We start from the raw sequence: 24829 nt of genomic DNA, 5'->3' as shown, positions 1-24829 counted from the left end.
ATACTGTCTATCACCGCCGGTTAGTTCGCTTGATAAGGCTTAAGTAGGGTTAATTCTAAGCGAGTCATATCTGGGCCAATGTATTGAACCGTTTTCACTACTTTGCCTTGACTGTTTACCCAATATTCATTTTCTATTTGCTCACCAAGTGCTGGATAGCTCACTTGCTCGATAAACTTACTTGTTTCGATTGCAGCCAATGGTGTTTGTACTGTTTCTTGGTTTACATAGGTGCGTACAATACTAGCACTGTATCCAAATCGGTAATCTGGTTGCCAATCGTACGTGGCTTGCCATCGCTGTGCTTTGGGCTGCGCTGATAAATCAAAGCTTGGCACCAGTGCATTCTCAGGCTTCGTTGTTAGGCCTGATAAATTTTCGTAAGGCAACAATAGAGTTTGAACCACACGGCCATTTTCGGTGACGATCATCGCTTTATCAGAAGACATCCACTTGAGTTGCTCTATGCCAGTCTCTGGGTTTTGCCCAACAAAGGCCAAAACCATAAATATTTTACCTTGGTCGTTAATCTGCGCATAAATGCTGGCATAGGGTAGGTCTTGGATATACTCGGCCGTGGTAGAAACGTCAGCATCGCCGAACATGGCTTCATTAAAAGTGGCGTTTAAATCTTGGAATTGCTGAGAACAACCCACAAGAAACAAACCTAAAGACGCAATAAGAGATTTAATCATGATTGTTTGTGCTTCCTAGCGATATTGAGAACACACTGATATAAAAAAACCACTTTATGTTCGCACATAAAATGGCTTTTCATTCACTCAAATAAGAAATTACTGAGTGTTAGTCGTAGTTGTAGCGCCACCGTCGTTAGAAGCTACTGCTGCTGCGGCACCTACTGCTACTGCTGCAGTTGTTACCGCCACAGTTGTTGCTGTACCTGCTGCTGCCGCTGAAGCTGCTGCGCCACCTGCTGCTGCACCACTAGAACCTGCGCCAGCACCTGCAGCTGCTGCAGTTTCAGTAGCTGCAAGAGCTGCACCTGAGAAGCTAACAGCTAGCGCTGCTACTAAAGCAATCTTTTTCATAATGATTCCCATAAAATATAAACGTTTATATACAGAGGCTAAGATTCCACCTCTATCCGTTGTTCAGCTTAAACAACTAATTGATCATGATAGTGAATAAGTCTGTACAAGTAAATGCATAAATTCTAGACAAAAACTGCTTTATTCCACGCCTTCACTCACAACCCTCTGCTTCTTCTGTATTCTGTAATCCTTTATCGCTATACTCCAGAACCATATACCAAAGTGACCTCGAGATGCTTGGTTATAGTTTCGAGCCCCAAACGACAAGAGTTTAAAATATGCAAGAGTTAGTACCCTTTATTCAAGAGAATATGATTTTAGCCATCGTATGGATTGGCTTAGTGGTTGCCATCATTATGAATGTCATCAAAACATCGAATGCGGCTTACAAAGAGATCACAGCAGCGCAAACCACACAACTGATGAACCGTGAAAATGGTGTTGTGGTTGATATTCGTACGAAGGATGAATACAAAAAAGGTCATATTACTGACGCACTTCACATTTTGCCTTCAGATATCAAAGCAAATAACTTTGGTAGCCTTGAAAGCCACAAAGCAGACCCAATCATTGTGGTATGTAAAACAGGTCAAACCGCTCAAGAAAGTGCAAACCTACTGGCAAAAGCTGGGTTTGAAAACGTGAGCCTACTGAAGAATGGCCTAGTTGCTTGGAGTGAAGCGAACCTACCTTTAGTTAAGGGTAAAAAGTAACTCCTAGTAGCATTATTAGTAACACGGTTATCTATATACTCGTTTTTCAGGTTACGTAACTTCGTTTTGATTACGGAACCCAATGTAAATTTTTAAGGACAAGAAAATGGCTGAAGCAGCACCTCAAGAAGCACAACAAAACTTCGCAATCCAACGTATCTTCCTAAAAGACGTTTCTTTTGAAGCGCCAAACTCGCCAGATATGTTCCAAAAAGAGTGGAACCCAGATGTAAAACTGGATCTAGACACTCAAAGCCGTGAGCTTGGCCAAGGCGTTTACGAAGTTATCCTACGCCTTACTGTGACAGTTAAGAACGCAGAAGAGACAGCATTCCTATGTGAAGTACAACAAGGTGGTATCTTCACTGCAAGCGAAATGGAAGCGGGTCAACTGGCACACTGCCTAGGTGCATTCTGCCCTAACATCCTATTCCCATACGCTCGTGAAACTATCTCTAGCCTAGTGGTTAAAGGTACGTTCCCACAACTGAACCTAGCGCCAGTTAACTTCGACGCTCTGTTCATGAACTACCTACAGAACCAAGCTCAACAAGCTGAAGGCGAGCAAGCTTAAGTTATAAAAGGCTTAATGCCAAATAAGACTTAATCTAACCGTTTAAAAATGCACAGCGCGACTTATGCGGTGTGCATTTTTTATATTTTCGGTATATTCAATAAAGTAAAAAATACTCTTCTCATTTCCTCAAGACTTTCAGGTGGAAGCATGACAGACACAACTCGCACTAATGACACAAATGACGCTTATGGCAAAGAGATCGCCATGACGGTGATTGGCGCTGGTTCCTACGGCACTTCTTTAGCAATTTCTCTTGCACGTAATGGTGCCAACATTGTGCTTTGGGGACATGAACCTGAGCATATGGCTCGCCTAGAAGCGGATCGCGCTAACCACGAGTTCCTGCCAAACATCGACTTCCCAGAAAGCTTGATTATTGAATCAGATCTAGAAAAAGCGGTATCAGCAAGCCGAGACCTACTTGTTGTTGTACCAAGCCATGTATTTGGTATTGTACTGAACAGTCTAAAACCTCACCTAAAAACAGATTCACGTATTTGTTGGGCAACTAAAGGGTTAGAGCCAGAAACTGGCCGCCTGTTGAAAGACGTAGCAAACGACGTGCTTGGTGATGGTTATTCACTCGCTGTTCTATCTGGCCCTACATTCGCCAAAGAGCTTGCTGCAGGCATGCCTACTGCTATTTCTGTTGCTTCACCAGATCAAGAGTTTGTGAAAGAGCTGCAAGAGAAGATTCACTGTACTCGTACTTTCCGTGTATACGCGAATGATGATTTCACCGGTATGCAACTGGGTGGTGCGGTGAAGAACGTTATCGCGATTGGTGCTGGTATGTCTGATGGCATCGGCTTTGGTGCCAATGCTCGTACCGCTTTAATTACACGCGGTCTCGCTGAAATGAGTCGCTTAGGTGCTGCACTGGGCGCGAAGCCAGAAACCTTCATGGGCATGGCTGGATTAGGTGACTTGGTACTTACCTGTACTGATAACCAATCACGCAACCGCCGCTTTGGTTTAGCCCTAGGTACTGGTAAAGATGTCGATACCGCACAAGAAGAGATCGGCCAAGTGGTCGAGGGTTATCGCAACACCAAAGAGGTTTGGCTACTGTCTGAACGCATGGGTGTTGAGATGCCAATTGTTGAACAAATTTATCAAGTGTTGTATCAAGGAAAAGATGCACACTTAGCCGCGCAAGATCTGCTGGCTCGAGATAAGAAATCGGAAGGTTAAGAGCGGATGAGAGATTCGAGTAGCGAGATGAGAAGAGATTAAAAGCAGATACGGGATGCGAGTAAACGAGATGAGAAGAGATTAAAAATAGATTCGGGTGACGAGATACGAGATTCGAAGAGCAAAAGCTTTTCCATCCTTTAGCTCTTCGCCACTCGTATACTCTCATCTCTTATCTGCTTCAAATCCTTTCGTATCTCGTATCCCTCATCTCGTTACTGCTCTTTAGCTTTTCGTATCTCGAATCTCGTTTACTCTCATCTGCCTTTCAAAAAATATGGATAGAAAAAATGAAACACTGTGAACAACAAAAAGTCTGGCAATGCATTGTAAAGGAAGCTCGAGAGCAGTCTGAGCAGGAGCCTATGCTTGCGAGTTTTTATCATGCGACCATTATCAACCATGACAGTCTCGGTGCTTCGTTAAGTTATATCCTAGCAAACAAACTTAAAACGGCTTCTATGCCTGCTATGGCGGTACGAGAAGTAGTTGAACAAGCCTTTGCTGAAGACCAATCTATTATTGATGCTGCGGCTTGCGACATTTGCGCGACCGTGACACGCGACCCAGCGGTAGAGATGTACTCTATGCCGTTGCTCTACCTTAAAGGCTACCATGCCCTGCAGGGTTATCGTGTAGCCAACTGGTTGTGGAAACAAGGCCGTATTGCTCTTGCTACCTATCTACAAAACCAAATTTCTGTTGCTTGCCAAGTGGATATCCACCCTGCTGCACGCATTGGTAAAGCAATCATGCTCGACCACGCAACCGGGATTGTGATTGGTGAGACTGCGGTTGTTGAAAACGATGTATCTATCCTGCAAGACGTAACCTTAGGTGGTACGGGTAAAGAAGGCGGCGATCGTCACCCTAAGATCCGCGAAGGCGTAATGATTGGCGCAGGTGCGAAGATCTTGGGTAACATTGAAGTCGGTGAAGGTGCGAAAATAGGTTCTTGTTCTGTGGTTCTGCAAGCTGTTCCAGCTCATACCACGGTTGCTGGTGTGCCAGCTAAGATTGTTGGTAAGCCAAAAACAGACAAGCCGTCACTGGATATGGATCAAGGGTTTAATGGTCGATCTCAGAACTTTATTCATGGGGATGGGATTTAAGAGCAGATACGGGATGCGAGTAAGCGAGATACGAAAGGCTTAAAAGCAGTCACTGACCTTTAGCTCTTCGTATCACGAATCTCGTTTACTCGTATCTGCTTCTAAAGTATCTGGAATCTATCATTCAATACACACATAATAATCAAGCCCCAAGGACTAATTAGTAGGCTGTAGCTAGATGACAAAAACTATAAAACAGATTCGTACTTTGAGCTGTGCTCTTTTGTTATCCACTACTTTTGGTATCGCAACCTACCCTGCTACTACTCATGCAGCTTCCCAAGGCGAACTAAAGGGCGTTAAAAGCGAGATCTCTCGACAACAGCAAGCCTTATCTTCTCAACAAAAGAAACTTGATAGCCTACAAGCCAACCTTAAGAAGCAAGAGCTCTCTATCGCTTCACTTGAAAAAGGCATCAAGGAAAGCAAGAAGCAACTTACTACTGCTAACGCTAACGTTCAGCAACTCAATAATAAGATTCAAGCGCTTACCACTCAGAAGCAAGTCCATACCCAAAAGCTTGAGCAGCTTATTCAAACTTATTACATGACACGTCGTGCGAAAGCCTCTTCACACATTCTGAATACCGGTGTCGAAGAAGATCGTATTAGTCATTACTACCAACACTTAGCCAAAGCTCGCGCAACAACGATTAAAGCGATTGAGCAGACTCAAGCTGAACTTGAAGAGAGTCAGCGCCTTCGTAAAGCAGAGCAGGAACAAATTGCTAGCCTACTCAAACAACAAACCACCAAACGAGACCAACTCGCTAAGACTCAAGCTCAGCGTAAGAAAACCGTCGGTAGTATCAAGAAAAGCATTTCTGGTGATCAAAACTATCTTGCAGAACTGCAACGTAACGAGACTCGCCTAAAAGCAGAGATTGCCAAAGCAGAAAAAGCGGCTCGCGAAAGACGTAATGCTGTTCCAATGGATGGCCTAGCAAAGCGCAAAGGCAAACTGCCCTGGCCAATCAAAGGCAAGGTATTACATAACTACGGCACCCGCCAAACCGGACAAATTAACTGGAAAGGCATGGTGATTAACGCAAGCTACGGCCAACAGGTAAAATCTGTCTATTCTGGAACCGTAGTATTTGCTGAATACCTTCGAGGCTATGGCTTGGTAGTGCTACTCGACCATGGTAAAGGCGATATGACGCTATACGGCTTTAACCAAGCTCTGCTCAAGAAGGAAGGCGATAAGGTAAAAGCCGGCGAGCCCATTGCGCTTGCTGGTGATACTGGCGGACAATCACGACCATCGCTCTACTTTGAGATCCGCCGAAACAGTCAAGCTCAGAACCCTAAGAGTTGGTTGGTGAGATAAGAGCTGATGCGGGTTAACGAGATGAGAGATAGGAAGAGATTAAAAGCAGATTCGAGATGCTAGTAAGCGAGATACGAAGAGAATAAGAGCAGTAACGGGATTCGAGTAATCGAGATACGAAGGGATTAAAAGCAGCAGATTCGAGTTCCGAGTAAACGAGTGACGGAAAGCCCACGCCATGAGTTCAGCTTTGAGTTAGAAAGTTTTTAAGATTCGTCATTCCAGAATTGAGGAACGAAATGTCTGGAATCTCTGTGTCGACTTGATCTTAGCCTACCCAAAGAGATTCCCTATCAAAAAAACAGATGCGGGATACTAGTAAACGAGTGGCGAAGAGCTATAAGGTTAGAGCAGTTTTTGCTTTTCGTATCTCGAATCTCGTTTACTCGAATCTGCTTCTAAAGTATCCCGCTACTCTAATCTGCTCTTTCAGCTCTTCGAATCCAGAATCTCGCCACTCTCATCTGCCCTATCCATTCAACGCTCGAACGCCATCTTCCAACAGTGTTAACTGCTCAAAACCTTGAGTGGTAGCGATGGGTTTCACGACTGCGATCATCTGTAGCATGCCTTGGTGAACAACTTGCTCTGTAATCTGAGTTCTTGGTGACATGGCAGATTGATAAGCCAGCCAGCTCGACGCAATAAGGTGCAGAGAAGTCACCATGGATTTCATTTCTTCTTCAGAAGCTTTCAACAAGTTCAAATCCACAAATGCACGCATGATCGCGATTAAGTTTGATTGTAAACGCTCTTGCACTGCCATGTAATCATTGTGCAACTGCTCGTCGCGAGACAAAATTTCAGGAAGATTGGCGTAGAAGAATCGGTATTTCCACATCAGAGTGAAGATAGAATCCAAGTAGTGCTTAAGTAGCGTTAAGCTCTCTTGCTGGCCTTGGATTGGGGTAAATCGCTCTAGAAGCTCAGCTGAATATAGAGTGAAAATATCACGCACAATCTCTTGCTTGTTGCGGAAGTGGTAGTAAAGGTTACCTGGGCTGATCTCAATATGTTCAGCGATATGGTTGGTAGTAATACTACGCTCGCCGTGCTCATTAAATAGCTCTAGCGCCGCATAAACGATCTTGTCACGTGTCTTCATTTCTATTTCGAATCCCTATCTGTTTAGATAGTTAGTATATCGCCCCTAAACAGATAGATCGAGCCGTTAACATCTGGTCAGCGAAGCTCAATTCTTATCTAACTTACATACTTCATCTGTTGCGCTATAAACCTACCCGACTAGATGCCAAATTTATGAAGTTAATTCAGGTGCTAACAGAACAGTAACCTTGGTTTGCACTAGCCCGGATTGTTCATTCCTTGCTATACTCGCGATAGTTTTGTATTCAAAAGAGTAGGTAAAATATGATTATCGTAACTGGTGGTGCGGGCATGATTGGCAGCAATATTGTTAAGGCGCTAAACGAAGCAGGCCACAACGATATCTTGGTCGTCGACAACCTAAAAAATGGTAAGAAATTTAAAAACCTTGTCGACCTAGACATCACCGATTACATGGATCGTGACGATTTCCTAACTCAAGTTATGGCTGGCGACGATTTCGGCCATATCGAAGCGATTTTCCACGAAGGCGCATGCTCTGCGACAACCGAGTGGGATGGCAAGTACATGATGCTTAATAACTATGAGTACTCAAAAGAGCTACTGCATTACTGTATTGAGCGTGAAATTCCTTTCCTATATGCCTCTTCTGCTGCAACTTACGGTGAAACAGATACGTTCATTGAAGAGAAAGAGTACGAAGGCGCACTAAACGTATACGGCTACTCTAAGCAGCAGTTTGACAACTACGTTCGTCGTCTACAAGAAGATGCGGCTGCACATAACGAAACCCTTTCACAAATCACTGGTTTCCGTTACTTCAATGTTTATGGCCCACGTGAAGAACACAAAGGTAGCATGGCTTCAGTCGCTTTCCACCTAAACAACCAAATGAACGCGGGTGAGAATCCAAAACTGTTTGCAGGTAGCGAAACATTTAAGCGTGATTTTGTGTATGTGGGTGACGTAGCTGCTGTGAACCTTTGGTTCTTAGAAAATGGCGTGTCAGGTATTTTCAATCTAGGTACAGGTAATGCAGAATCTTTTGAAGAGGTAGCAAAAGCCGTAATCAAGTATCACGGTAAAGGTGAAATTGAGACTATTCCATTCCCGGAACACCTAAAAGGCGCATACCAGGAGTTCACTCAGGCAGACTTAACTAAACTGCGCGCAACTGGTTGTGATATCGAATTTAAATCTGTTGCTGAAGGTGTTGCAGAATACATGGTGCTGCAGAACAAATAATTGTCCTCTTCTTACAAGATGAAGAGCATTTAATAGCTGAGAGTTTTCAATGACTGAGAAGCGTAACGACTTCGATGAAAATGCCTACAACCCCACTTTCGAGTGGGGCTTTCTTGCTCCAAAACACTGGGGAACATGGTTTGGTATTTTACTGGGAATACCCTTAGTCTTTTTCCCACAAAAAACAAAATACTGGTTGAGCTGTAAACTAGCAAAATATGCGCTTAAAAAGCCGAGCAGAACCATTAACAATGCCTGGATTAACTTCGGCCTCTGTTTCCCAGAAAAAAGTGACGAAGAAAAGGAACAGCTGCTTGAGAAAACGCTAACCACTGCTGTTTCCTTTTTGCTTAACTTTGCTTCTCTGTCGCTACGAAACCAAAAATGGTTAACCAAAAATACAACCATTCATGGTATCGACAATATTCATGAAACACTGGAACAAGGGCACAAGGCTATCCTATTAGTGCCTCACAGCTGGGGTATTGATATTCCTGCTATCTATCTAGCATCTCAAGGTTTACCTGTTTCTGCGATGGCAAAGAAACAGAAGAACCCGGTGACTGATTGGTTAATGCATAGACAACGAGTGCAATATGGCGGTCGAGTTTATGAACGAGATAACGGAATCAAACCGTTTATCAAATCAGTACGAGAAGGCTATTTGGGGTATTACTTACCTGACCAAGATCACGGTCGTGAGCACAGTATTTTCGTCAATTTTTTCAATGTACCAAAAGCGACATTGCCAGGACTTGGTAAGTTATCCAAAGTAAGCCGCGCGAAAATCATTCCGGTCTTCTCTAACTATGACGCTCAAACTGGTCAATTCAGTATCGATGTACTTCCTGCTTGGCAGGATTATCCTTCAAAAAGCGATCATCAAGACACACAGAGAATGAATCAATTTATTGAAGATGCGGTAAGAAAACGCCCTGAACAGTACATGTGGGTGCTTCGTTTTTTAACGACTCAACCAGATCCTGAAAGTACTTATAACCCTTACGAAGACAGAGAGCTGTGGCTCAAGACGTATACACGATGAAGAAAATTCTGATCATAGGTCCATCTTGGGTGGGCGACATGGTGATGTCACAGTCACTTTACATTACCTTAAAGCAACAACACCCTGATGCACAGATCGACGTGATCGCGCCAGGGTGGTGTAAGCCGATTCTCGAGCGTATGCCAGAGGTCAACCAAGCGATTGATATGCCGATTGGTCATGGTGAATTCAACTTTCTCGGTCGTCGGGCAATTGGCAAAACACTGCGTGAAGCTCAATATGATCAAGCTTTCATCTGTCCTAACTCGGCTAAATCAGCATTGATTCCGTGGTTTGCGGACATTCCAAAACGCACGGGCTGGAAAGGTGAGATGCGATACGGTCTGTTGAATGACTTGCGCCCAAATAAAAAATCATTCCAATACATGGTTGAACGCTATGTAGCCCTCGCACATCCTAAAGCAGAAATGATCAACTCAGGCTCTCTGGGTGGATTAGAGCAATTACCGAGACCAGCTCTAACTATTTTCAAAGACCAGCAGTTAGCTACCGCGGAAAAGTTTCAGCTTACTCTGGATGATGCAATTACTGGCCTTTGTCCTGGAGCCGAGTTTGGGCCTGCTAAAAAATGGCCTGAAACGCATTACGCAGAAGTCGCAACATCGATGAGTAAAGCGGGTAAGCAAGTTTGGTTGTTTGGCTCTCAAAAAGATTTGGAAACGTGTAACAACATTAAGGCTCTTGTTCCTGATGAGCTTCAATCAAAAATTCATGTCCTAGCTGGCCAAACAAGCCTAATTGAAGCAGTAGATCTGCTTGGTGCTTGTCAAACTGTGGTTGCAAACGATTCTGGCTTGATGCACGTTGCCGCTGCTGTGGGTTGTAACGTTGTTGCTGTTTACGGCTCAACTTCGCCGAAATACACACCACCACTGGCTGAGAGGGTCGAGATTGTGCATACAGACATTGATTGCCGTCCTTGTTTCCAGCGTGAATGTGAATTCAAGCACTTAAAATGTCTGACGGAGCTATCACCGAAACAAGTCATCAATAGTATCCATAAGTTAGAAGCCATTTCGGTAAGCGCATGCTAATTCGGTTTTTCTACACGCTGATCCTTGCACTAGTCGCTCCTCTGCTTCTATTTGGCTTATACAAAAGTAAGCCAAACAAACCCAAGTTTGGCAAACGCTGGAAAGAGCACTTTGGCATAACACCTAAGCTGACATCAAATCAGCGCCCTATTTGGATTCACGCAGTATCTGTTGGTGAAAGTATCGCAGCTACACCTCTTATCAAAGAGATCAAAAAGCAAAACCCAGAACAGCCGATCATTGTCACTACAACCACCAGTACAGGTGCTGAACAGATTGCGAAGCTCGGTAGTTTAGTTGAACACAGGTACATGCCTATTGATTTTGGTTTCGCTGTAAAAGGCTTTCTTAAAGCGATACAACCGAAGAAGATGCTGATCATTGAAACGGAGTTGTGGCCAAACACACTTCATCAAGTTTCTAAGTTTGGTGTACCAATCACAGTCGTAAACGCACGGTTGTCTGAAAAGTCTCGAAATAACTACGCAAAATTTCAGCCAGTTTTCAATATTATAGAACCTTATCTAACCAAGATTCTGTGCCAAAGTCAGTCTGACGCGGACCACTTTGAATCACTTGGTGTTGCAAAGAGTAAACTTGCCATTACTGGCTCCATCAAATTCGATATACAGATTTCGGATGAAGTACGAGCGAAAGGTAAAGCGCTAAGGTCTGAGCTTGGTGTAAAGCGCCCAGTATGGATCGCAGCCAGTACTCATAAAGGTGAAGATGAGCAGATACTCAATGCACATAAAAACGTACTGGAGATCTATCCGGACGCTTTGCTCATTATAGTTCCGCGCCATCCAGAACGATTTGATAGCGTTGTCCAGTTATGTCAATCCTCAGGTTTTACAACCGCTCGTAGAACGAACGCTGACATTCACTCCTGTGAAAAGTCGCAAGTTTATGTAGGTGATACAATGGGAGAGATGCTGATTCTAATTGGTGCTGCAGATATCTGTTTTATGGGAGGCAGCTTAATTGGTGATAAGGTTGGTGGTCACAATGTACTCGAGCCAGCGGCTTTAGGAATCCCTACCATATCTGGACCAAGTTACTTCAACTTCAAAGAGATCACTGAAAGGCTATTATCAACAGATGGCATAATGATTTGTGAAGGTCATAGCTTAGACTCTAAAGTGATCCAGTTACTCGAAGATAAGCATAGCGCCACCAACATGGCTAACCAAGCCCACTCTGTCTTTAAAAGAAACAAAGGCTCTTTGGAGCGTTCAATTCAGTATGCTGAATTAGGTTAATGAACAAGGTCTTTTATGAACGTATTTCTCGTAACATCCCCATTTCAATACATCTGTGCTTTAGAAGCCATTCATTTCTATTCATGTTCTAATAACATACTACTGCTTATAAACCAGAAAAGTAAACACGGGTTAGCGCAACAGCATAAACTCGTTCGTGAGTCAGACTGGGACCATATCATTGCGATTGATCGCGGTAATAGAAGCTTCTCTATTCCCAAAGCTATAAAACAAATAAAAAAAACGTTAAACGGTCAAACGTTAGAAAAGTTTTTTTATGCTGAATACAATGCGTGGTGGACAAAACTACTAATACGCAATCTATCAATCGAAGAGCAGATCTATTTTGATGATGGGACACTTACTCTACTGGAATATTATCAACACATCGTTCCCAAAACCGAATTTTATCGTCCACGCTTCTTGCAAGATTTAGTAGTTCGTTTGAATGGTTGCAAGCCTATTGGCCGGTTAGCACAATCAAAAAAATTATCTCTATTTACTTTATTTTCTCTAGAAAACAGTCATACGACTATTTCTCCAAACACTTTAGAACGCTTGAAAGAACAATATGGGCACCCAGAATTGTTTGATAAAGCGGCTCCTCTCGGTTTTATTGGTCAAGGTGCTATAGGGGATAAGAACCAAAAAACGATTAAAGAATACCTGGATGAGCTGTATAGTCTCAGCAAAAAAACTGGTCAAAAAATTATCTATTTTCCACACAGAACAGAAAAAGAAGAGATTCGCGAAGCGCTACTCAATGCTGAAAATATAATTTACCACCAAAGTAAACTTCCTTTAGAAATTGAGCTTATTGATAAGAAAATGCAACTATCTGCATTGATTGGAACGTTTTCTACAGTAATGTTTACATGTCGCTTATTATATCCAGAGATGCCTATCTATACATTGTCAGATAAGCACCCTAACGAAGAATTTCAAAAAGAGCTAAGAAAGCAAATGAAACTCATCAATATCACTAACTTTGACCCTGCTTTCGATTCATAAAGAATTCCGCTAATTCAAAGTCAAGTTGAGTATCAATATCAAACGAAACATGGTTGTCCATGATATAGGCGAAAGAGTCTTTGGTATAACGAATCTCTCCAAATTGCTGCAGATACTCGACATCGAACACGTACACGGCCCCATTGAATCGGAAATAATCACCACAATCTTGGGAACGTTTCATAGCCTCAGGGTGAATAAAATTACCCATAGAAAGGCTTTCCGGTAAAGTATTTGCCCAAAGAGGGGGGTGTTCACACGGCGTAACAGAGACTATAGAAATTGCATTTTTTAAGATAAAGAGTTCGAGTGCTTCATCTATATGTTCAGAAGTACGAAGTGGAGAAGTAGGCTGTAACAACACAGCTATCTCTGCATCTTCCCCATGCTTTTCAAGAGAGTACAGTAAGACATCTCCTGTCTTGGCAGTATCTGTAGCAAGAAAGTCCGGTCGCAATTCAGGAACAGAATAACCTAGCTCCTGACAAATATCCGCAATTTCACTGTCATCGGTACTGACTATTACTTGATCAATATATTTGCTTTTACTTGCCGCTTCTAAAGACCAAGTAATCAAAGGTTTACCCATTAAGGGCAACACATTTTTTCTAGGGAGTCTCTTGCTCCCTCCACGAGCGGGAACCACAGCAACCACTTTTTTACCGTTGATCACTATAAAACTCCTAAACTTAAAATATCTGCTTGCGCGCGATTAAAGTCATCCATACGACCAATATCCAACCAATACTCATGAATTGGGAACATTAAAACGTTATCACGTTCATTCATATGTTCTTCAAGCAACGTCGGCATATCCACTCGATGATTTTTAGGTACCGAAGCGATGACCTCAGGTGACACAACATAGATACCCGCGTTGACAAAAAAGCGCTGAACCGGCTTCTCTACCATACTGGTGATTTTATTGCCCTCTCCATTAATCACGCCATATGGGATCTGATAGTCGTATTCTCTCACGCACATTGTCGCGTCAGCACCGTTATCAACATGAAAATCAAGAAGGCGTTGGAAGTCGACCTTAGTCAGAACATCGCCATTCATCATTATCAATGGCAGATCTTTTGGTAAATCCTTAGGTAATAATCCTAATGCACCGCCAGTACCTAAAGGCTGCTCTTCATGAACATAGGTAATGTTTACTCCCATTTCACTTCCATCACCAAAATGTGCTTGAATTTGCTCTGGCATATAGTGAGTAGAAATGTAGAAGTTAACAAAACCTGCTTTAATAAAACTGCGAATAACGGTTTCTAGAATTGGCTTATTGCCGATATGCAGCATAGGTTTAGGACATGTATCGGTAAGCGGCTTAAGTCGAGTGCCAAACCCACCTGCCATAATAAATACAGGGTTATGGTGTTTCGGTTGATGTAGTGCGCCATGAAGAGTCTCTAGCCCAACAACTTTGTCACTAGCATCAAGTAATGGAATCGACAATATCCCACGACTCTCCATCAGCTCAATCAACTCTTCGCGAGAGGAGCCTTCAAGTGCTGTCGTAGGATTGGTGTTCATCACCTCCGACACAGGTTCAGTCAAAGGAAGGTTGTTTAGTAAGCCTCGACGAATGTCACCGTCTGTTACGACACCAAGCAATTCTTGTTCTTCATTTACGACCAACACAACTCGCAACGCTTCATTATTTATGATTTCTAATGCGTCTCGAATAGTGTTATCAGGTTTAATTAGCACGTTATTCCAACAATGACTCATGGCACACCTAGTTTTAATTTCTTGAATGTTTGGTAACTTACAGCAAGCTAATATGATTCGATTATGCTTCTAAAAGGATAACATATGCTTTGTGGTGGTAGCGGTTTCGTTAAAATAGCACCCGCTCCGACAATAGAAAGTGTGCCTAATGTAACACCTTGTATCACCGTTGCATTCGCCCCTACGTAACAGCCATATTCAGTTTTGACTTGACCACACAAGGTTGCTTTAGGAGCTATGTGGTTGTGAGCACCAATCTGGCAATCGTGCTCAACAAGTGCGCTAGTATTGACGATGCTGTGCAGCCCTATGGATGCACCAGGCTGTATAACAGCCCCTTCCATAATTTGAGCACCATTTTCTAACGTCGCATACTCAGAGACAAATGCGGTTTCAGCAATCACACTTTCAAAGTGATACCCAAATTCAACGAAGTATTTTGCGATTTTTTCCCGCAAATTAGATTTTGGCATAGCGCCAATACCTAGCACTAAACTCACACTCTGAGGAGAAAACTGCTCTATGTCACTGTCTTTATGAAACTGCTTGATTCCAGAGAAAACTCGACGCTGAGAAATGTCATCAGGACAAATCACCGCGACTATCTCACGCCTTTGGCGAAGTAATATATCGGCAAGTACACTAGCATGACCGCCCCCACCAATTAATACAATTGGCAACTTAGAGACGGCGTTACTCAAGAATCAGCTCTCCAGCTCGATATGCCTTTGAAGCAGTGCGATCAAGCATGTCCCAATAGCGATAAGGTGACATACCGTCGCCCGGCCTTTTGATAGTCATGTTGTCAGGTGAAAATGCTTCACCTTCCTTAATATTACGAGCTGCGACCAGACTTTTTCTCGCCACCGCTTTATTTTTCACCTCTGAGACCGTTGGTGTTTTTACACGACTACCTAGTGCTTTCTCGACTTGACGAATAGCACTCACCATTGCCGTTAGATCTTGAGGCTCAAGGGAAGCTTTGTGATCTGGCCCTTCCATCTTGTTGTCCAACGTAAAATGTTTTTCAATCAACACGGCACCACGAGCAACGGCAGCAATAGGAATAGTGATGCCTTGACTGTGATCTGAGTATCCAGCAGGTAAATCAAAAGCACGCCCTAACGTGTCCATCGCTTTCAGATTAATCTCTTCCATCGGCGCTGGATACTCTGTAGTGCAATGTAAGATAGTCACTTTACTTTTTAGTGCCTGCTGACCTTCATCAGAAGCATAAGCCTCTTGGAAGGCTTGCACTGAAGGTGTCGCACTGTCATCCGAAGTATAACCGAATGCAATAACCCCCAGCGCCGTTTCGATCTCAGACAACGTCGCCATACCGGTAGAAACGATCAAATCGCACCCTGTGCGAGCATGTTCCAGCACAAGAGGCGCGTTGGTTAGTTCACCAGAAGGTAGCTTCAAACGGGTTAAACCAAGGTCGTTGACTAAGAAATCCAAACTCTCAGAATCAAAAGCCGTTGATAAAAATTCTATGCCGAGTTTCTCACAGTGTTTTACCAATTCATGGTGGGCATCATAGGAGAGCTCCAAGCGACTTAGCATCGCTAACTGCGACTCTTGCTTTTGTGTATTTGTGACCTGATAGTCTGCTTGCTTAGCTTCTTCAGTGACGAGGTTTTTCGCTTTAAACGTCTGAAATTTTACAATATCAGCCCCCGCTTGATGCGCTGCGTCAACCAGCTCAAATGCCAGTTTTTCATCACCATTATGGTTCACGCCTGCTTCGGCAATAATCAGAGTCATACCGCTCTCTCTTTAATTTCTAAGTGACTAAAAGCTAAATTTTCAGCTTTGTTAGTTCGGCAAATCGTGGAATGTCTTACATGGATTAAAATCCAATGTTTTGATCATTTCAATGACCTTACCGCTGGTGTTTCCCTGCCCGTAAGGGTTATCTATCGCTTCAGTTGGCTCTTTATAGTCACGAGCCACCGCTGAGAGCATCGCCCGCTCAATATCAGCGTGGTTTGCTTCACAATGCAAAACGCTCTTAGCGGCCAAACGCCCTTTCTGACGAGCACCGATATCGACAGTCGGAACGTCAAACGCTGGCACTTCAATAATACCGCTCGAAGAGTTACCAACCACCGCCGTTGCATGCTTCACTGCGCTCAGGTAACGCACTTGCCCTAACGAAGGGATTGCCAATACGCGTTCTGGCTGGCTTGCTGCGTAAGCTTCCAGCATCGGAATGATACGACGCCCACCATCATCTGCATTAGGGTAAGTCAGAATAACTTGATGTTCAGGAAAAGCCTCTAAGGCATCGAGCAAAGCTTGAAAGGATGCTTCTGGTGCTTCATCTCCTAGTGTCACTGGATGGTAAGTCACCAAGAAAAACGGTTTGGTTAGAGGGAACTCAAGAGACTGAGCTAACTCATCGACCGACATGAAGTCTGCTCGTTTAAGGTGATCAAGGCCGATTGCACCGACGTTCTGAACGCGTTCCGGCGCTTCACCCAATTGAATGACCCGCTGGCGATATTCGTCCGTCGATGTACCATGCAAATAGCTTAGCTTGGTAATCGCATGGCGAATCGCATCATCATAGGCACCTTCTGTGATCTCACCACCATGCAAATGAACAATAGGAATACGCATAATCATCGCCGTTTGAGCAGCTGCTAAAGCTTCAAAGCGGTCGCCCAAAATAACCAATACATCAGGTTGCATGCGCGCTAGTGCATCTGAAAATCCGAGCACACCAAGCCCCATGCTTTTCGCAGTTCCTACTGCTGAGTCCGACGAAAGAAGGATCTCTATTTTCTCATCAATCTTAAATCCATCTTTTTCGATTTGCTGATACGTTTCACCAAATTCAGGTGAAAGGTGCATCCCTGAAACTAACAACTGCAGTTCTAAGTCAGGATCACTTTGAATATCTCTCAAAAGCCAAAAAAGCAGACCGTACTCTGCTCTTGTTCCTGTAAAAACAGCGACTTTCTGCGTCTTATTTTCCATTAAGCGCCCTTGGATAAATCAATAGGAGTACTTGGGATGTTGATCAAGTGAGCTTCAATAAACTCAGACTGAGTCAAGTCACCACGCAGTGCATTCTCGAACATAGGAAGACGATGCATCAATTGCCAAATCGGACGCGTCATAACACCAGCAGAATTGGTCTGCTCTAACATGCGATCTCGCGATGCGGCATCTGGGCAGATAATCGCATTTAACCAATAGTTCGATGTCGCGTACTCTGGCTCTGTCACAAAAGTAAAGTCTGAACCCGCGAAAAAGTGTTGGTATTGTTCAGCCAATTGGCGCTTTTGAACTAAATAAGATTCCAATACTTCCATTTGCGCGCAGCCCAACGCCGCATTTAAATTCGGCATGCGATAGTTAAAGCCAGGCTCATCGTGATAAAACTCGAAAGGGTGTGGAACCTTAGCTGTTGTGGTAACGTGCTTAGTACGTGCGCCCTGCTCTTGGGTTTTACAAAGGATCATACCTCCGCCACCAGTCGTAATCACTTTGTTACCGTTAAAGCTGATCGCAGCATAATCACCAAAGGTGCCAGTGTGTTGGCCTTTGTAGAAAGAACCTAAGCTTTCCGCAGCATCCTCTACCAAGACTAACTGCCACTTCAAACATACCGCAATCAACTCATCAAGCTCGACGGGGTGACCAAAGGTGTGCATTGGTACTACAGCACGAATGCGCTTACCCGTTTGTTTATGAATACAACCTTTTTCTGTTACTTCAGCATGCTGCGCTAGATATTGGTCCATCGCCTTTGGGCACAAACCCAAGCTTACTGGCGATACATCCACGAAAATAGGCTCAGCCCCCATGTGATAGAGCGCATTGCAGGTTGCCACAAACGTCAAAGCCTGCGTAACTACTAAGTCACCACGCTCCACACCAGCCATGTAAAGCGCCGCATGCAAGGCCGCCGTGCCATTTACGGCAGCCACGGCTTTGGCACTGCCAGTGTATGCTTCAATTTTCTGTTCGAACTCATCGACAAATTTGCCAACGCTGGAAACAAAAGTACTTTCAATCGTTTCTGTTACATAAGCCTTCTCATTACCATCAAAGGTTGGCGCATGAAGAGGAATGAACTCGTTGGTCTGATATGTGTCGCGTACAAATTCTACTAACGATGTAGGTTTCATAGTTGCTCCTACATTTTACTGTCTAGGTATTTGCCTGTTTCTTTGTGCCCAAAGTCAGGGATCATGGTAAAGAACAGCTCTACAATTTGCTCTTTTGTCCAAGCACGATCAGATTTCATCTGGCCGATTGTATCTTCAAAAAGTGAAAGCAGTTCTTGTTGATAAAGAGGGTCATTCTTGATGATGCCCAAGTTAGCAAAACGCGCCATATCGAGTGTTTCTTTGTCGGTAAAGAACTCTTCAAAGTCTTTTTCACCCGTAGTATCACTCGAAGTAAACAAGCACGGCCACTTACCTTGAGCAGGCAAGGTCTTAGCCAATTCACGTGCTTCGTCTTCACTGTCACAAAGGTGAGGTTCGAAACCACGTTGCTTAAGGTATTTCACCGCGATATCAGCAAAAGAAATGAGGTGCAGCGCTTCGCTTAACTTAGGGAAGAAAATGTCGCGGTTTTCACCAAAGATACAAGACATTAGGCACAGTTCACCAGACTCTTGGGGTGTAACGAAATAACGTTTGATGTCATTCGGCGCCACAATTGGTTGGTTTTTCAATAGGCGCTGATTAAAACCATGCAGTAATGAGCCATCAGAAAATGCAACGTTTGCGAATCGCGCTGTAGAAATCGCAATCTCTTCGCTCTTACGCATCAGGAACATTTCCATAATACGCTTTGATGCTCCCATCATGTTGACAGGGTTTGCGGCTTTATCTGTCGATACACAGAAGTACTTCTTCACGCCACCATCGATAGATTGTTGAATGGTTTTATCAGTATTAAAAACATTCACATCGATCATTCGCATTAGAGTGTAAGGGTCTTTTTCACTACGAACATGCTTAAGTGCAGATAAATTCAATACGTAGTCATATTGGCCATCCGCCTTAATGAACGCATCATACTCAATCGAACCGATATCGAGAGCAAACGTCTGGAAATCACCATCGATGTACCCAAATGAGCTACGAATGTCACGTACGACTTCCACCATGTTGTTCTCACTGATATCTACAACATGTAGCTTTTTAGGGTTACGTTTAAAAATCTCTTTAGTCACCGCTTGACCAATAGAGCCTGCACCACCAAGTACAAGAAAACGGGAATCAGAAACAATGCGAGATAGCTCAGCTTCATGCTGACCAATGTCCTGAGTAAACAATGCATCGGTGCGACCGATAAGAGGTAGAATTGCGTTCATATTATGTGGCTTTTATAAGTTATGAGTTGATTTTAAACTAACCGACCTTTAGGTAAAAGATTAGATGCTCTTGGCATAAATTCGTTGTAACTCAGTAATCGATCGCGCTTCTTCTTGCGTCATATTCAGCGCATTTTGTTCTACGTCATTTCGGTTTGCGACGATTGAACTCACTAGTTCTTTTGTTGATGAATAACTAATGACATCAAGCCCGAGAGCTTCTTTAAAACCAAAATCATTCGGTGAACCCGCAGCGGTACACAGTGTCCCTTGCCCCCACTTTATAAATTGTCGAGCAGTACTAGCACCACCTCTTCGTTGCAAGATTAGATGAGAGCATGACATTATCAGAGAAGTATAGGCTACAGGAGAAATAGCAGTGACATATGAAATATCGAGAGTTTGTCGTTTAACGTGACGTAGATAAGAAATAAAAAGATCCAACAAAATTCGTTGCTTCCTGTTTTTTTTATGCCAAAAAATCGTGAACTTATAGTTTTCAGCTTCTTTTTGATTACAAAATTCACTCAACAAGGCTTTTATCTCAGAAAAGCTTATACTCTTTTGCTTTGTCCCAACAAGCACTCGCCTCTCTTTAGTAAACCATTGATTACCCGCTACAATTGTCTTCTCCAAAGACTGCGTTATCGTTGTCGGCAGGGTATCAAAAATCACACCTGCATTGACAAACTCGATATCTGTTCTCTGTAGTGCACTGGTAACGCGCTCATAAAAGGTCTTTTCATGGCCAATAAAATTGATGATACGTTGTGATACGTAGATATCATCTTGTGCAATCGCTAATTTCTTCGATGGCACAATTTGACCATGCTTATCAATACTACGATGCCAACGGTCGATTTCATCATCTGTCAGAAAAATATAGGTTTTTCTTAGTACGTTTTCTGAGTAATCAATGACTTTTCTTACCATCGTTGAATTGACTTGGTTCAACGACATAAAGGTAATAGTTCGAGCGTCTTCGAGCTGACTTAGCATACTCTCGTCATAGTTAAGATACTCAACACCCGGAACCTTATCGATACTTCCGGCTTTGATGCCTTCGACGCTGTCAAAGACAACAACTTTAATTGTCTCGGGAGAGCTGCTTGCTTTATGGATCAGAGCGTCGGCATAAAGATAAAAAAAGCGATCGCTTTTAGTAATGAAAAATACGTTCTGGTCTCTAAACATGATTAATTCTTTAACTCCAATAGGGCATTGATGACTTCTTGACAGACAAGCGCTTGTTCCTCATCGGTCAAAGAGTAGAACAAAGGTAAGCGCAGCAGCCTCTCACTTTCCTGAGTTGTAAACTGGTCATGGCCGTCAAATCGACTCCATTGAAGACCTGCAGGTGCTGTATGCAATGGAACATAGTGAAATGCAGAAGATATATTTCTCTCACGAAGTGAACTAATCAAAGCATCTCTTGCAGATAGCCCACTTAGCTTAATGTAAAACATATGTGCATTATGTTCGCACTCAGTTGGGATGGAGGGAAGCTCAATCAAGCCCTGCTCTTCCAGTGATTTAAAGTTCAATAAATAACGATTCCATAACTCTAATCGTCGTTCGTTAATGCCTTTAGCTTCGTTTAATTGAGGCCATAAATATGCTGCTTGGATCTCACTTGGAAGCAAACTGCTGCCAATATCAACCCAAGTGTACTTATCAACCATGCCTCGGAAAAATTGGCTTCTATTGGTACCCTTCTCACGGATAATCTCTGCTCTATTTACCAGTTTTTCGTCGTTAATTAGCAGCAAGCCTCCTTCCCCACCACTGGTGTAGTTTTTGGTTTCATGGAAGCTATACGCCGCTAAATGACCAATCGAGCCTAGTGCCCTTCCTTTGTAACTAGACATTACACCTTGTGCGGCATCTTCTATTACGTAAAGTGAGAACTTATCCGCAATAGCCATTATTGTATCCATTTCGCATGCAACCCCAGCGTAATGAACAGGTACAATTGCTTTGGTTTTCGGTGTAATCGCTTGTTCAATAAGGTTTTCATCAATGTTCATTGTATCCGGACGAATATCGACAAATACAATTTTTGCACCACGCAAAGCAAACGCATTTGCCGTGCTTACGAATGTATAACTCGGCATGATAATCTCATCACCAGGCTGAATATCGATAAGCAATGCAGCAAGCTCCAGGGCATGAGTGCATGAAGGTGTTAGAAGAGATTTCACACAACCAGTTTTTTCAACAAACCATTGCTCACATTTTTTCGCAAAATAACCATCACCGGATAGTTTACTACCAGAAATTGCTTGTTGTATAAATTGAATCTCTTTGCCCGTTACCGGAGGCTTATTGAAAGGAATCATAGTTGTACTCATCATTGATGTCAGAATAGCCCAACACAAACTGTATAAAAAATGGCAAATAGTTTGTTATTATAACAGTATCTATCTTCGTAGGTAATAAACCTAGTCACAATGAAAACGAATACAACTAGCACTCTTAATTTTTCAATACGTGAATGGGACTCTCAATTTTTTCATAAAAAAATCGGCGATGTTCAATGGGATATTGAAACCTCTCCGCAGTCTCCATCAGAAACATTTGATCTCATAACAACTCGTGTTGGAGCTTTAGAGCATACCAAAGTCAAGACTCTTCAAGAGCATGGCTTTATTTATTGTGAAGGTGATGCCCAGCTAACCAAAGAGGTCAGCGTAAGTGGTACTAATGCAAGCTACCAAACAGCTACACGGGCGCAATTACCAAAGCTGTTAACTATGCTTGACGACATGTATCAAATCAGTCGTTTCAAGAAACCTTGGTTTACAGCTCAAGATAGAGATCGGTTTTACAAAGAGTGGTTAACCAAAGCGGTATATGGCACCTATGATGATTGTTGCTTGGTTATTATCGAAGCCAACGAAATATGCGGCTTCGTGACTCTAAAAGAGCACTCAAACTACGCACAAATTGGCTTGATCGGCGTTAGTAGTGAACATCAGGGAAGAGGAATAGGGAAAAAGTTACTCTCTATTGCTGAGCATTATCTAGGGCAACGAAACTGCACAACCTTAAGTGTCGCTACCCAAATAAGTAATATTCATGCTTTAAACTTGTACACAAGGTTTGGCTTCCGATTGACAGAAACCAACCTCTGGTTCTACAAAAGCAATCTATAGTTTAATCACTTACAACAAGATTATTTAGATATACACCATAGTCATTCTTTAACATAGGTGTAGCTAGCTTAGTTAGGTCAGCATCACTTAACCACCCATTTCTCCAAGCTATTTCTTCTAAACACGCGACCTTTAGCCCTTGAACATTTTCAATAGTTTGTACAAAAGAGGATGCTTCATGCAGGCTTGCGTGAGTTCCAGTATCTAGCCACGCAAAGCCACGACCGAGTAGCTGAACGTTTAAATTCCCTTGCTCCAAGTACATCTGATTCAATGTTGATATCTCTAACTCACCACGCTCAGAAGGTTGAACTTGTTTTGCGAGTTCAACAACATTGTTGTCGTAGAAATACAAACCAGTCACCGCATAATTCGATTTGGGCTCTTGGGGTTTTTCTTCTATAGATATTGCTTGCATCGATTCATCGAACTCTACCACACCAAAACGTTCAGGATCTTTTACCTGATATCCAAATACTGTCGCTCCAACATTGCGACTTGCGGCTTTCTGTAAAATAGGAGTAAAGCCTTGGCCATAAAAAATGTTGTCACCAAGAACCAAACAAACCGATTCATTACCTATAAAATCTTCTCCGATGATGAAGGCTTGTGCCAATCCATCGGGAGAAGGTTGAACAGCGAATTCTAAAGAAATACCAAAATCAGAACCATCACCCAACAAACGTTTAAAACCATCTTGATCTTCTGGTGTTGTAATTATCAGAATCTCTCGAATCCCAGCGAGCATAAGAACCGATAATGGATAATAAATCATAGGTTTATCGTAAACTGGTAACAGCTGTTTAGACACCCCCCGCGTTAACGGATACAAACGCGTTCCTGAACCGCCCGCCAAAATAATGCCTTTCATTAATTGCCCTGCCCTAGTCGCTCCAGACTATATGAACCGTCTAGTACTCGGCTCCACCATTGCTTGTTATTCAAGTACCACTCAACAGTTTTGCGAATACCCGTCTCAAAACTCTCTTCTGGCGTCCAGCCCAACTCACGCTCAATCTTAGATGCGTCAATTGCGTAACGAACATCATGTCCTGGGCGATCAGTTACATAAGTAATCAAATCTTGATATTGTTGAATGCCTTCCGGTTTTCTCGGTACCAACTCTTCCAACAATGAACAAATCGTTTTCACTACTTCAATATTAGCTTTCTCGTTATGACCACCAATATTGTAAGTTTCACCAATTTCACCTTCGGTGACCACCTTATAAAGAGCTCGAGCGTGATCTTCTACATACAACCAGTCACGAATCTGCATGCCATCGCCATACACAGGTAGCGGCTTGCCATCGATTGCATTGAGGATCATGAGTGGTATTAACTTCTCAGGAAAATGATACGGGCCATAGTTGTTCGAACAGTTAGTTACGATTGTTGGCAAACCGTAAGTTCTCAGCCATGCGCGCACAAGATGGTCGCTTGAAGCTTTAGAGGCTGAGTAGGGGCTAGAAGGCTCATAAGACGTTGTTTCAGTGAACAGGTCATCGGTCCCTTCCAAATCACCATACACTTCATCTGTTGAAATATGGTGGAATCGAAATGCTTGCTTCTCGGTATCAGGTAGCTGAGACCAATAAGCTCTCGTCACCTCGAGTATCGTATAAGTACCAACAATATTTGTTTCAATAAATGCCGCTGGACCATCAATAGAGCGATCGACATGAGACTCTGCGGCTAAATGCATTACTGCATCTGGTTTGTAAACCGCGAATACACGCTCAAGTTCAGCTCGATTGCAAATATCCACTTGTTCGAATGCATAGCGATCATCATCAGCTACAGAGCTCAGTGACTCAAGGTTGCCAGCGTAGGTCAATTTATCAACGTTCACAACAGAGTCGGATGTGTTCTCTATGATATGTCTAATTACAGCAGAGCCAATAAAACCTGCACCGCCAGTGATCAAGATCTTCAT

General features: G+C 43.1%; 25 protein-coding genes. 11 read left to right on the top strand and 14 right to left on the bottom strand.

Annotation, left to right across the window (positions count from 1 at the left end):
- Positions 1–20: 20 nt before the first annotated feature.
- Entirely contained in the window at positions 21–695 is a 675-nt protein-coding gene (locus tag L1D60_RS17730) for a YjbF family lipoprotein (RefSeq protein ID WP_239842272.1), read from the bottom strand.
- Positions 696–794: 99 nt separating this feature from the next.
- A complete protein-coding gene (locus L1D60_RS17725) occupies positions 795–1049 on the bottom strand; it encodes a hypothetical protein (RefSeq protein ID WP_239842271.1) in 255 nt (84 codons plus the stop codon).
- 281 nt (positions 1050–1330) lie between these two features.
- On the opposite strand from L1D60_RS17725, the gene L1D60_RS17720 reads away from it, so the two are divergent.
- The 5 genes from L1D60_RS17720 to L1D60_RS17700 all read left to right on the top strand — a co-directional run bounded on the left by L1D60_RS17720 (position 1331) and on the right by L1D60_RS17700 (position 5978).
- Positions 1331–1765, top strand: a complete 435-nt coding sequence (locus L1D60_RS17720; protein ID WP_150870387.1) for a rhodanese-like domain-containing protein — start codon at positions 1331–1333, stop codon at positions 1763–1765.
- Between the two features lie 106 nt (positions 1766–1871).
- Complete coding sequence (gene secB / locus L1D60_RS17715; protein WP_032551186.1) at positions 1872–2339, top strand: protein-export chaperone SecB; 468 nt, start codon at positions 1872–1874, stop codon at positions 2337–2339.
- Between the two features lie 150 nt (positions 2340–2489).
- Complete coding sequence (gene gpsA, locus L1D60_RS17710) at positions 2490–3536, top strand: NAD(P)H-dependent glycerol-3-phosphate dehydrogenase (protein ID WP_239842270.1); 1047 nt, start codon at positions 2490–2492, stop codon at positions 3534–3536.
- Positions 3537–3826: 290 nt separating this feature from the next.
- Complete coding sequence (cysE, locus tag L1D60_RS17705; RefSeq protein ID WP_032551183.1) at positions 3827–4648, top strand: serine O-acetyltransferase; 822 nt, start codon at positions 3827–3829, stop codon at positions 4646–4648.
- A gap of 178 nt (positions 4649–4826) precedes the next feature.
- The gene (locus L1D60_RS17700; protein ID WP_239842269.1) at positions 4827–5978 is read left to right on the top strand and encodes a peptidoglycan DD-metalloendopeptidase family protein; all 1152 of its coding nucleotides are present in this window, start codon (positions 4827–4829) and stop codon (positions 5976–5978) included.
- 469 nt (positions 5979–6447) lie between these two features.
- Here the strand turns inward: L1D60_RS17700 and L1D60_RS17695 are convergent, their stop codons facing one another.
- The gene (locus L1D60_RS17695; RefSeq protein WP_032551181.1) at positions 6448–7083 is read right to left on the bottom strand and encodes a TetR/AcrR family transcriptional regulator; all 636 of its coding nucleotides are present in this window, start codon (positions 7081–7083) and stop codon (positions 6448–6450) included.
- Positions 7084–7349: 266 nt separating this feature from the next.
- On the opposite strand from L1D60_RS17695, the gene rfaD reads away from it, so the two are divergent.
- Genes rfaD through L1D60_RS17670 form a run of 5 tightly spaced genes read left to right on the top strand, consistent with a single transcriptional unit; the run spans position 7350 to position 12664 of the window.
- On the top strand, positions 7350–8291 hold the full coding sequence (rfaD, locus tag L1D60_RS17690) for an ADP-glyceromanno-heptose 6-epimerase (RefSeq protein ID WP_239842268.1): 942 nt from the start codon (positions 7350–7352) through the stop codon (positions 8289–8291).
- A gap of 49 nt (positions 8292–8340) precedes the next feature.
- The gene (gene lpxM / locus L1D60_RS17685) at positions 8341–9336 is read left to right on the top strand and encodes a lauroyl-Kdo(2)-lipid IV(A) myristoyltransferase (protein ID WP_239842267.1); all 996 of its coding nucleotides are present in this window, start codon (positions 8341–8343) and stop codon (positions 9334–9336) included.
- Positions 9333–10391 (top strand): lipopolysaccharide heptosyltransferase II, encoded by a 1059-nt coding sequence (gene waaF, locus L1D60_RS17680; RefSeq protein ID WP_239842266.1) that lies wholly within the window; start codon positions 9333–9335, stop codon positions 10389–10391. The genes lpxM and waaF overlap by 4 nt, the downstream gene beginning before the upstream one ends.
- Positions 10385–11653, top strand: a complete 1269-nt coding sequence (gene waaA, locus L1D60_RS17675) for a lipid IV(A) 3-deoxy-D-manno-octulosonic acid transferase (protein ID WP_239842265.1) — start codon at positions 10385–10387, stop codon at positions 11651–11653. The genes waaF and waaA overlap by 7 nt, the downstream gene beginning before the upstream one ends.
- A 15-nt stretch (positions 11654–11668) precedes the next feature.
- Positions 11669–12664 carry a glycosyltransferase 52 family protein gene (locus L1D60_RS17670; protein WP_239842264.1) on the top strand — a complete coding sequence of 332 codons (996 nt, stop codon included), beginning with the start codon at positions 11669–11671 and terminating at the stop codon, positions 12662–12664.
- On the opposite strand, the gene L1D60_RS17665 is transcribed toward L1D60_RS17670, so the two are convergent.
- The 9 genes from L1D60_RS17665 to rffA are packed head-to-tail and all read right to left on the bottom strand — an operon-like array spanning position 12636 to position 22078.
- Positions 12636–13337 carry an acylneuraminate cytidylyltransferase family protein gene (locus L1D60_RS17665; protein ID WP_239842263.1) on the bottom strand — a complete coding sequence of 234 codons (702 nt, stop codon included), beginning with the start codon at positions 13335–13337 and terminating at the stop codon, positions 12636–12638. The genes L1D60_RS17670 and L1D60_RS17665 overlap by 29 nt on opposite strands.
- Entirely contained in the window at positions 13337–14398 is a 1062-nt protein-coding gene (locus tag L1D60_RS17660) for a nucleotidyltransferase family protein (protein ID WP_239842262.1), read from the bottom strand. The genes L1D60_RS17665 and L1D60_RS17660 overlap by 1 nt, the downstream gene beginning before the upstream one ends.
- Positions 14399–14445: 47 nt before the next feature.
- Positions 14446–15099, bottom strand: coding sequence for an acetyltransferase (locus tag L1D60_RS17655; protein ID WP_239842261.1), 654 nt, complete (start codon positions 15097–15099; stop codon positions 14446–14448).
- The gene (gene neuB / locus L1D60_RS17650) at positions 15092–16165 is read right to left on the bottom strand and encodes an N-acetylneuraminate synthase (protein WP_239842260.1); all 1074 of its coding nucleotides are present in this window, start codon (positions 16163–16165) and stop codon (positions 15092–15094) included. The genes L1D60_RS17655 and neuB overlap by 8 nt, the downstream gene beginning before the upstream one ends.
- A 51-nt stretch (positions 16166–16216) precedes the next feature.
- The gene (gene neuC, locus L1D60_RS17645; RefSeq protein WP_239842259.1) at positions 16217–17383 is read right to left on the bottom strand and encodes a UDP-N-acetylglucosamine 2-epimerase; all 1167 of its coding nucleotides are present in this window, start codon (positions 17381–17383) and stop codon (positions 16217–16219) included.
- Entirely contained in the window at positions 17383–18540 is a 1158-nt protein-coding gene (locus tag L1D60_RS17640; protein WP_239842258.1) for a LegC family aminotransferase, read from the bottom strand. Before L1D60_RS17640 ends, neuC begins: the two co-directional genes overlap by 1 nt.
- 8 nt (positions 18541–18548) lie before the next feature.
- Positions 18549–19739, bottom strand: a complete 1191-nt coding sequence (locus L1D60_RS17635; protein ID WP_239842257.1) for a UDP-N-acetylglucosamine 4,6-dehydratase — start codon at positions 19737–19739, stop codon at positions 18549–18551.
- A 60-nt stretch (positions 19740–19799) separates the two neighbouring features.
- Complete coding sequence (locus L1D60_RS17630; protein ID WP_239842256.1) at positions 19800–20933, bottom strand: hypothetical protein; 1134 nt, start codon at positions 20931–20933, stop codon at positions 19800–19802.
- Positions 20934–20935: 2 nt separating this feature from the next.
- Positions 20936–22078, bottom strand: a complete 1143-nt coding sequence (rffA, locus tag L1D60_RS17625) for a dTDP-4-amino-4,6-dideoxygalactose transaminase (RefSeq protein WP_239842255.1) — start codon at positions 22076–22078, stop codon at positions 20936–20938.
- A gap of 111 nt (positions 22079–22189) precedes the next feature.
- On the opposite strand from rffA, the gene rffC reads away from it, so the two are divergent.
- Positions 22190–22894, top strand: coding sequence for a dTDP-4-amino-4,6-dideoxy-D-galactose acyltransferase (rffC, locus tag L1D60_RS17620; RefSeq protein ID WP_239842254.1), 705 nt, complete (start codon positions 22190–22192; stop codon positions 22892–22894).
- A 1-nt stretch (position 22895) separates the two neighbouring features.
- Here the strand turns inward: rffC and rfbA are convergent, their stop codons facing one another.
- Entirely contained in the window at positions 22896–23765 is an 870-nt protein-coding gene (rfbA, locus tag L1D60_RS17615) for a glucose-1-phosphate thymidylyltransferase RfbA (RefSeq protein ID WP_239842253.1), read from the bottom strand.
- Complete coding sequence (gene rfbB, locus L1D60_RS17610) at positions 23765–24829, bottom strand: dTDP-glucose 4,6-dehydratase (protein WP_239842252.1); 1065 nt, start codon at positions 24827–24829, stop codon at positions 23765–23767. The genes rfbA and rfbB overlap by 1 nt, the downstream gene beginning before the upstream one ends.

Origin of the sequence: Vibrio sp. Isolate30, from assembly GCF_022397975.1 — a bacterium.
In the GTDB taxonomy this organism is placed as follows: Bacteria; Pseudomonadota; Gammaproteobacteria; order Enterobacterales; family Vibrionaceae; genus Vibrio; species Vibrio fortis.
This window is presented reverse-complemented; position numbering and strand designations above follow the sequence as displayed.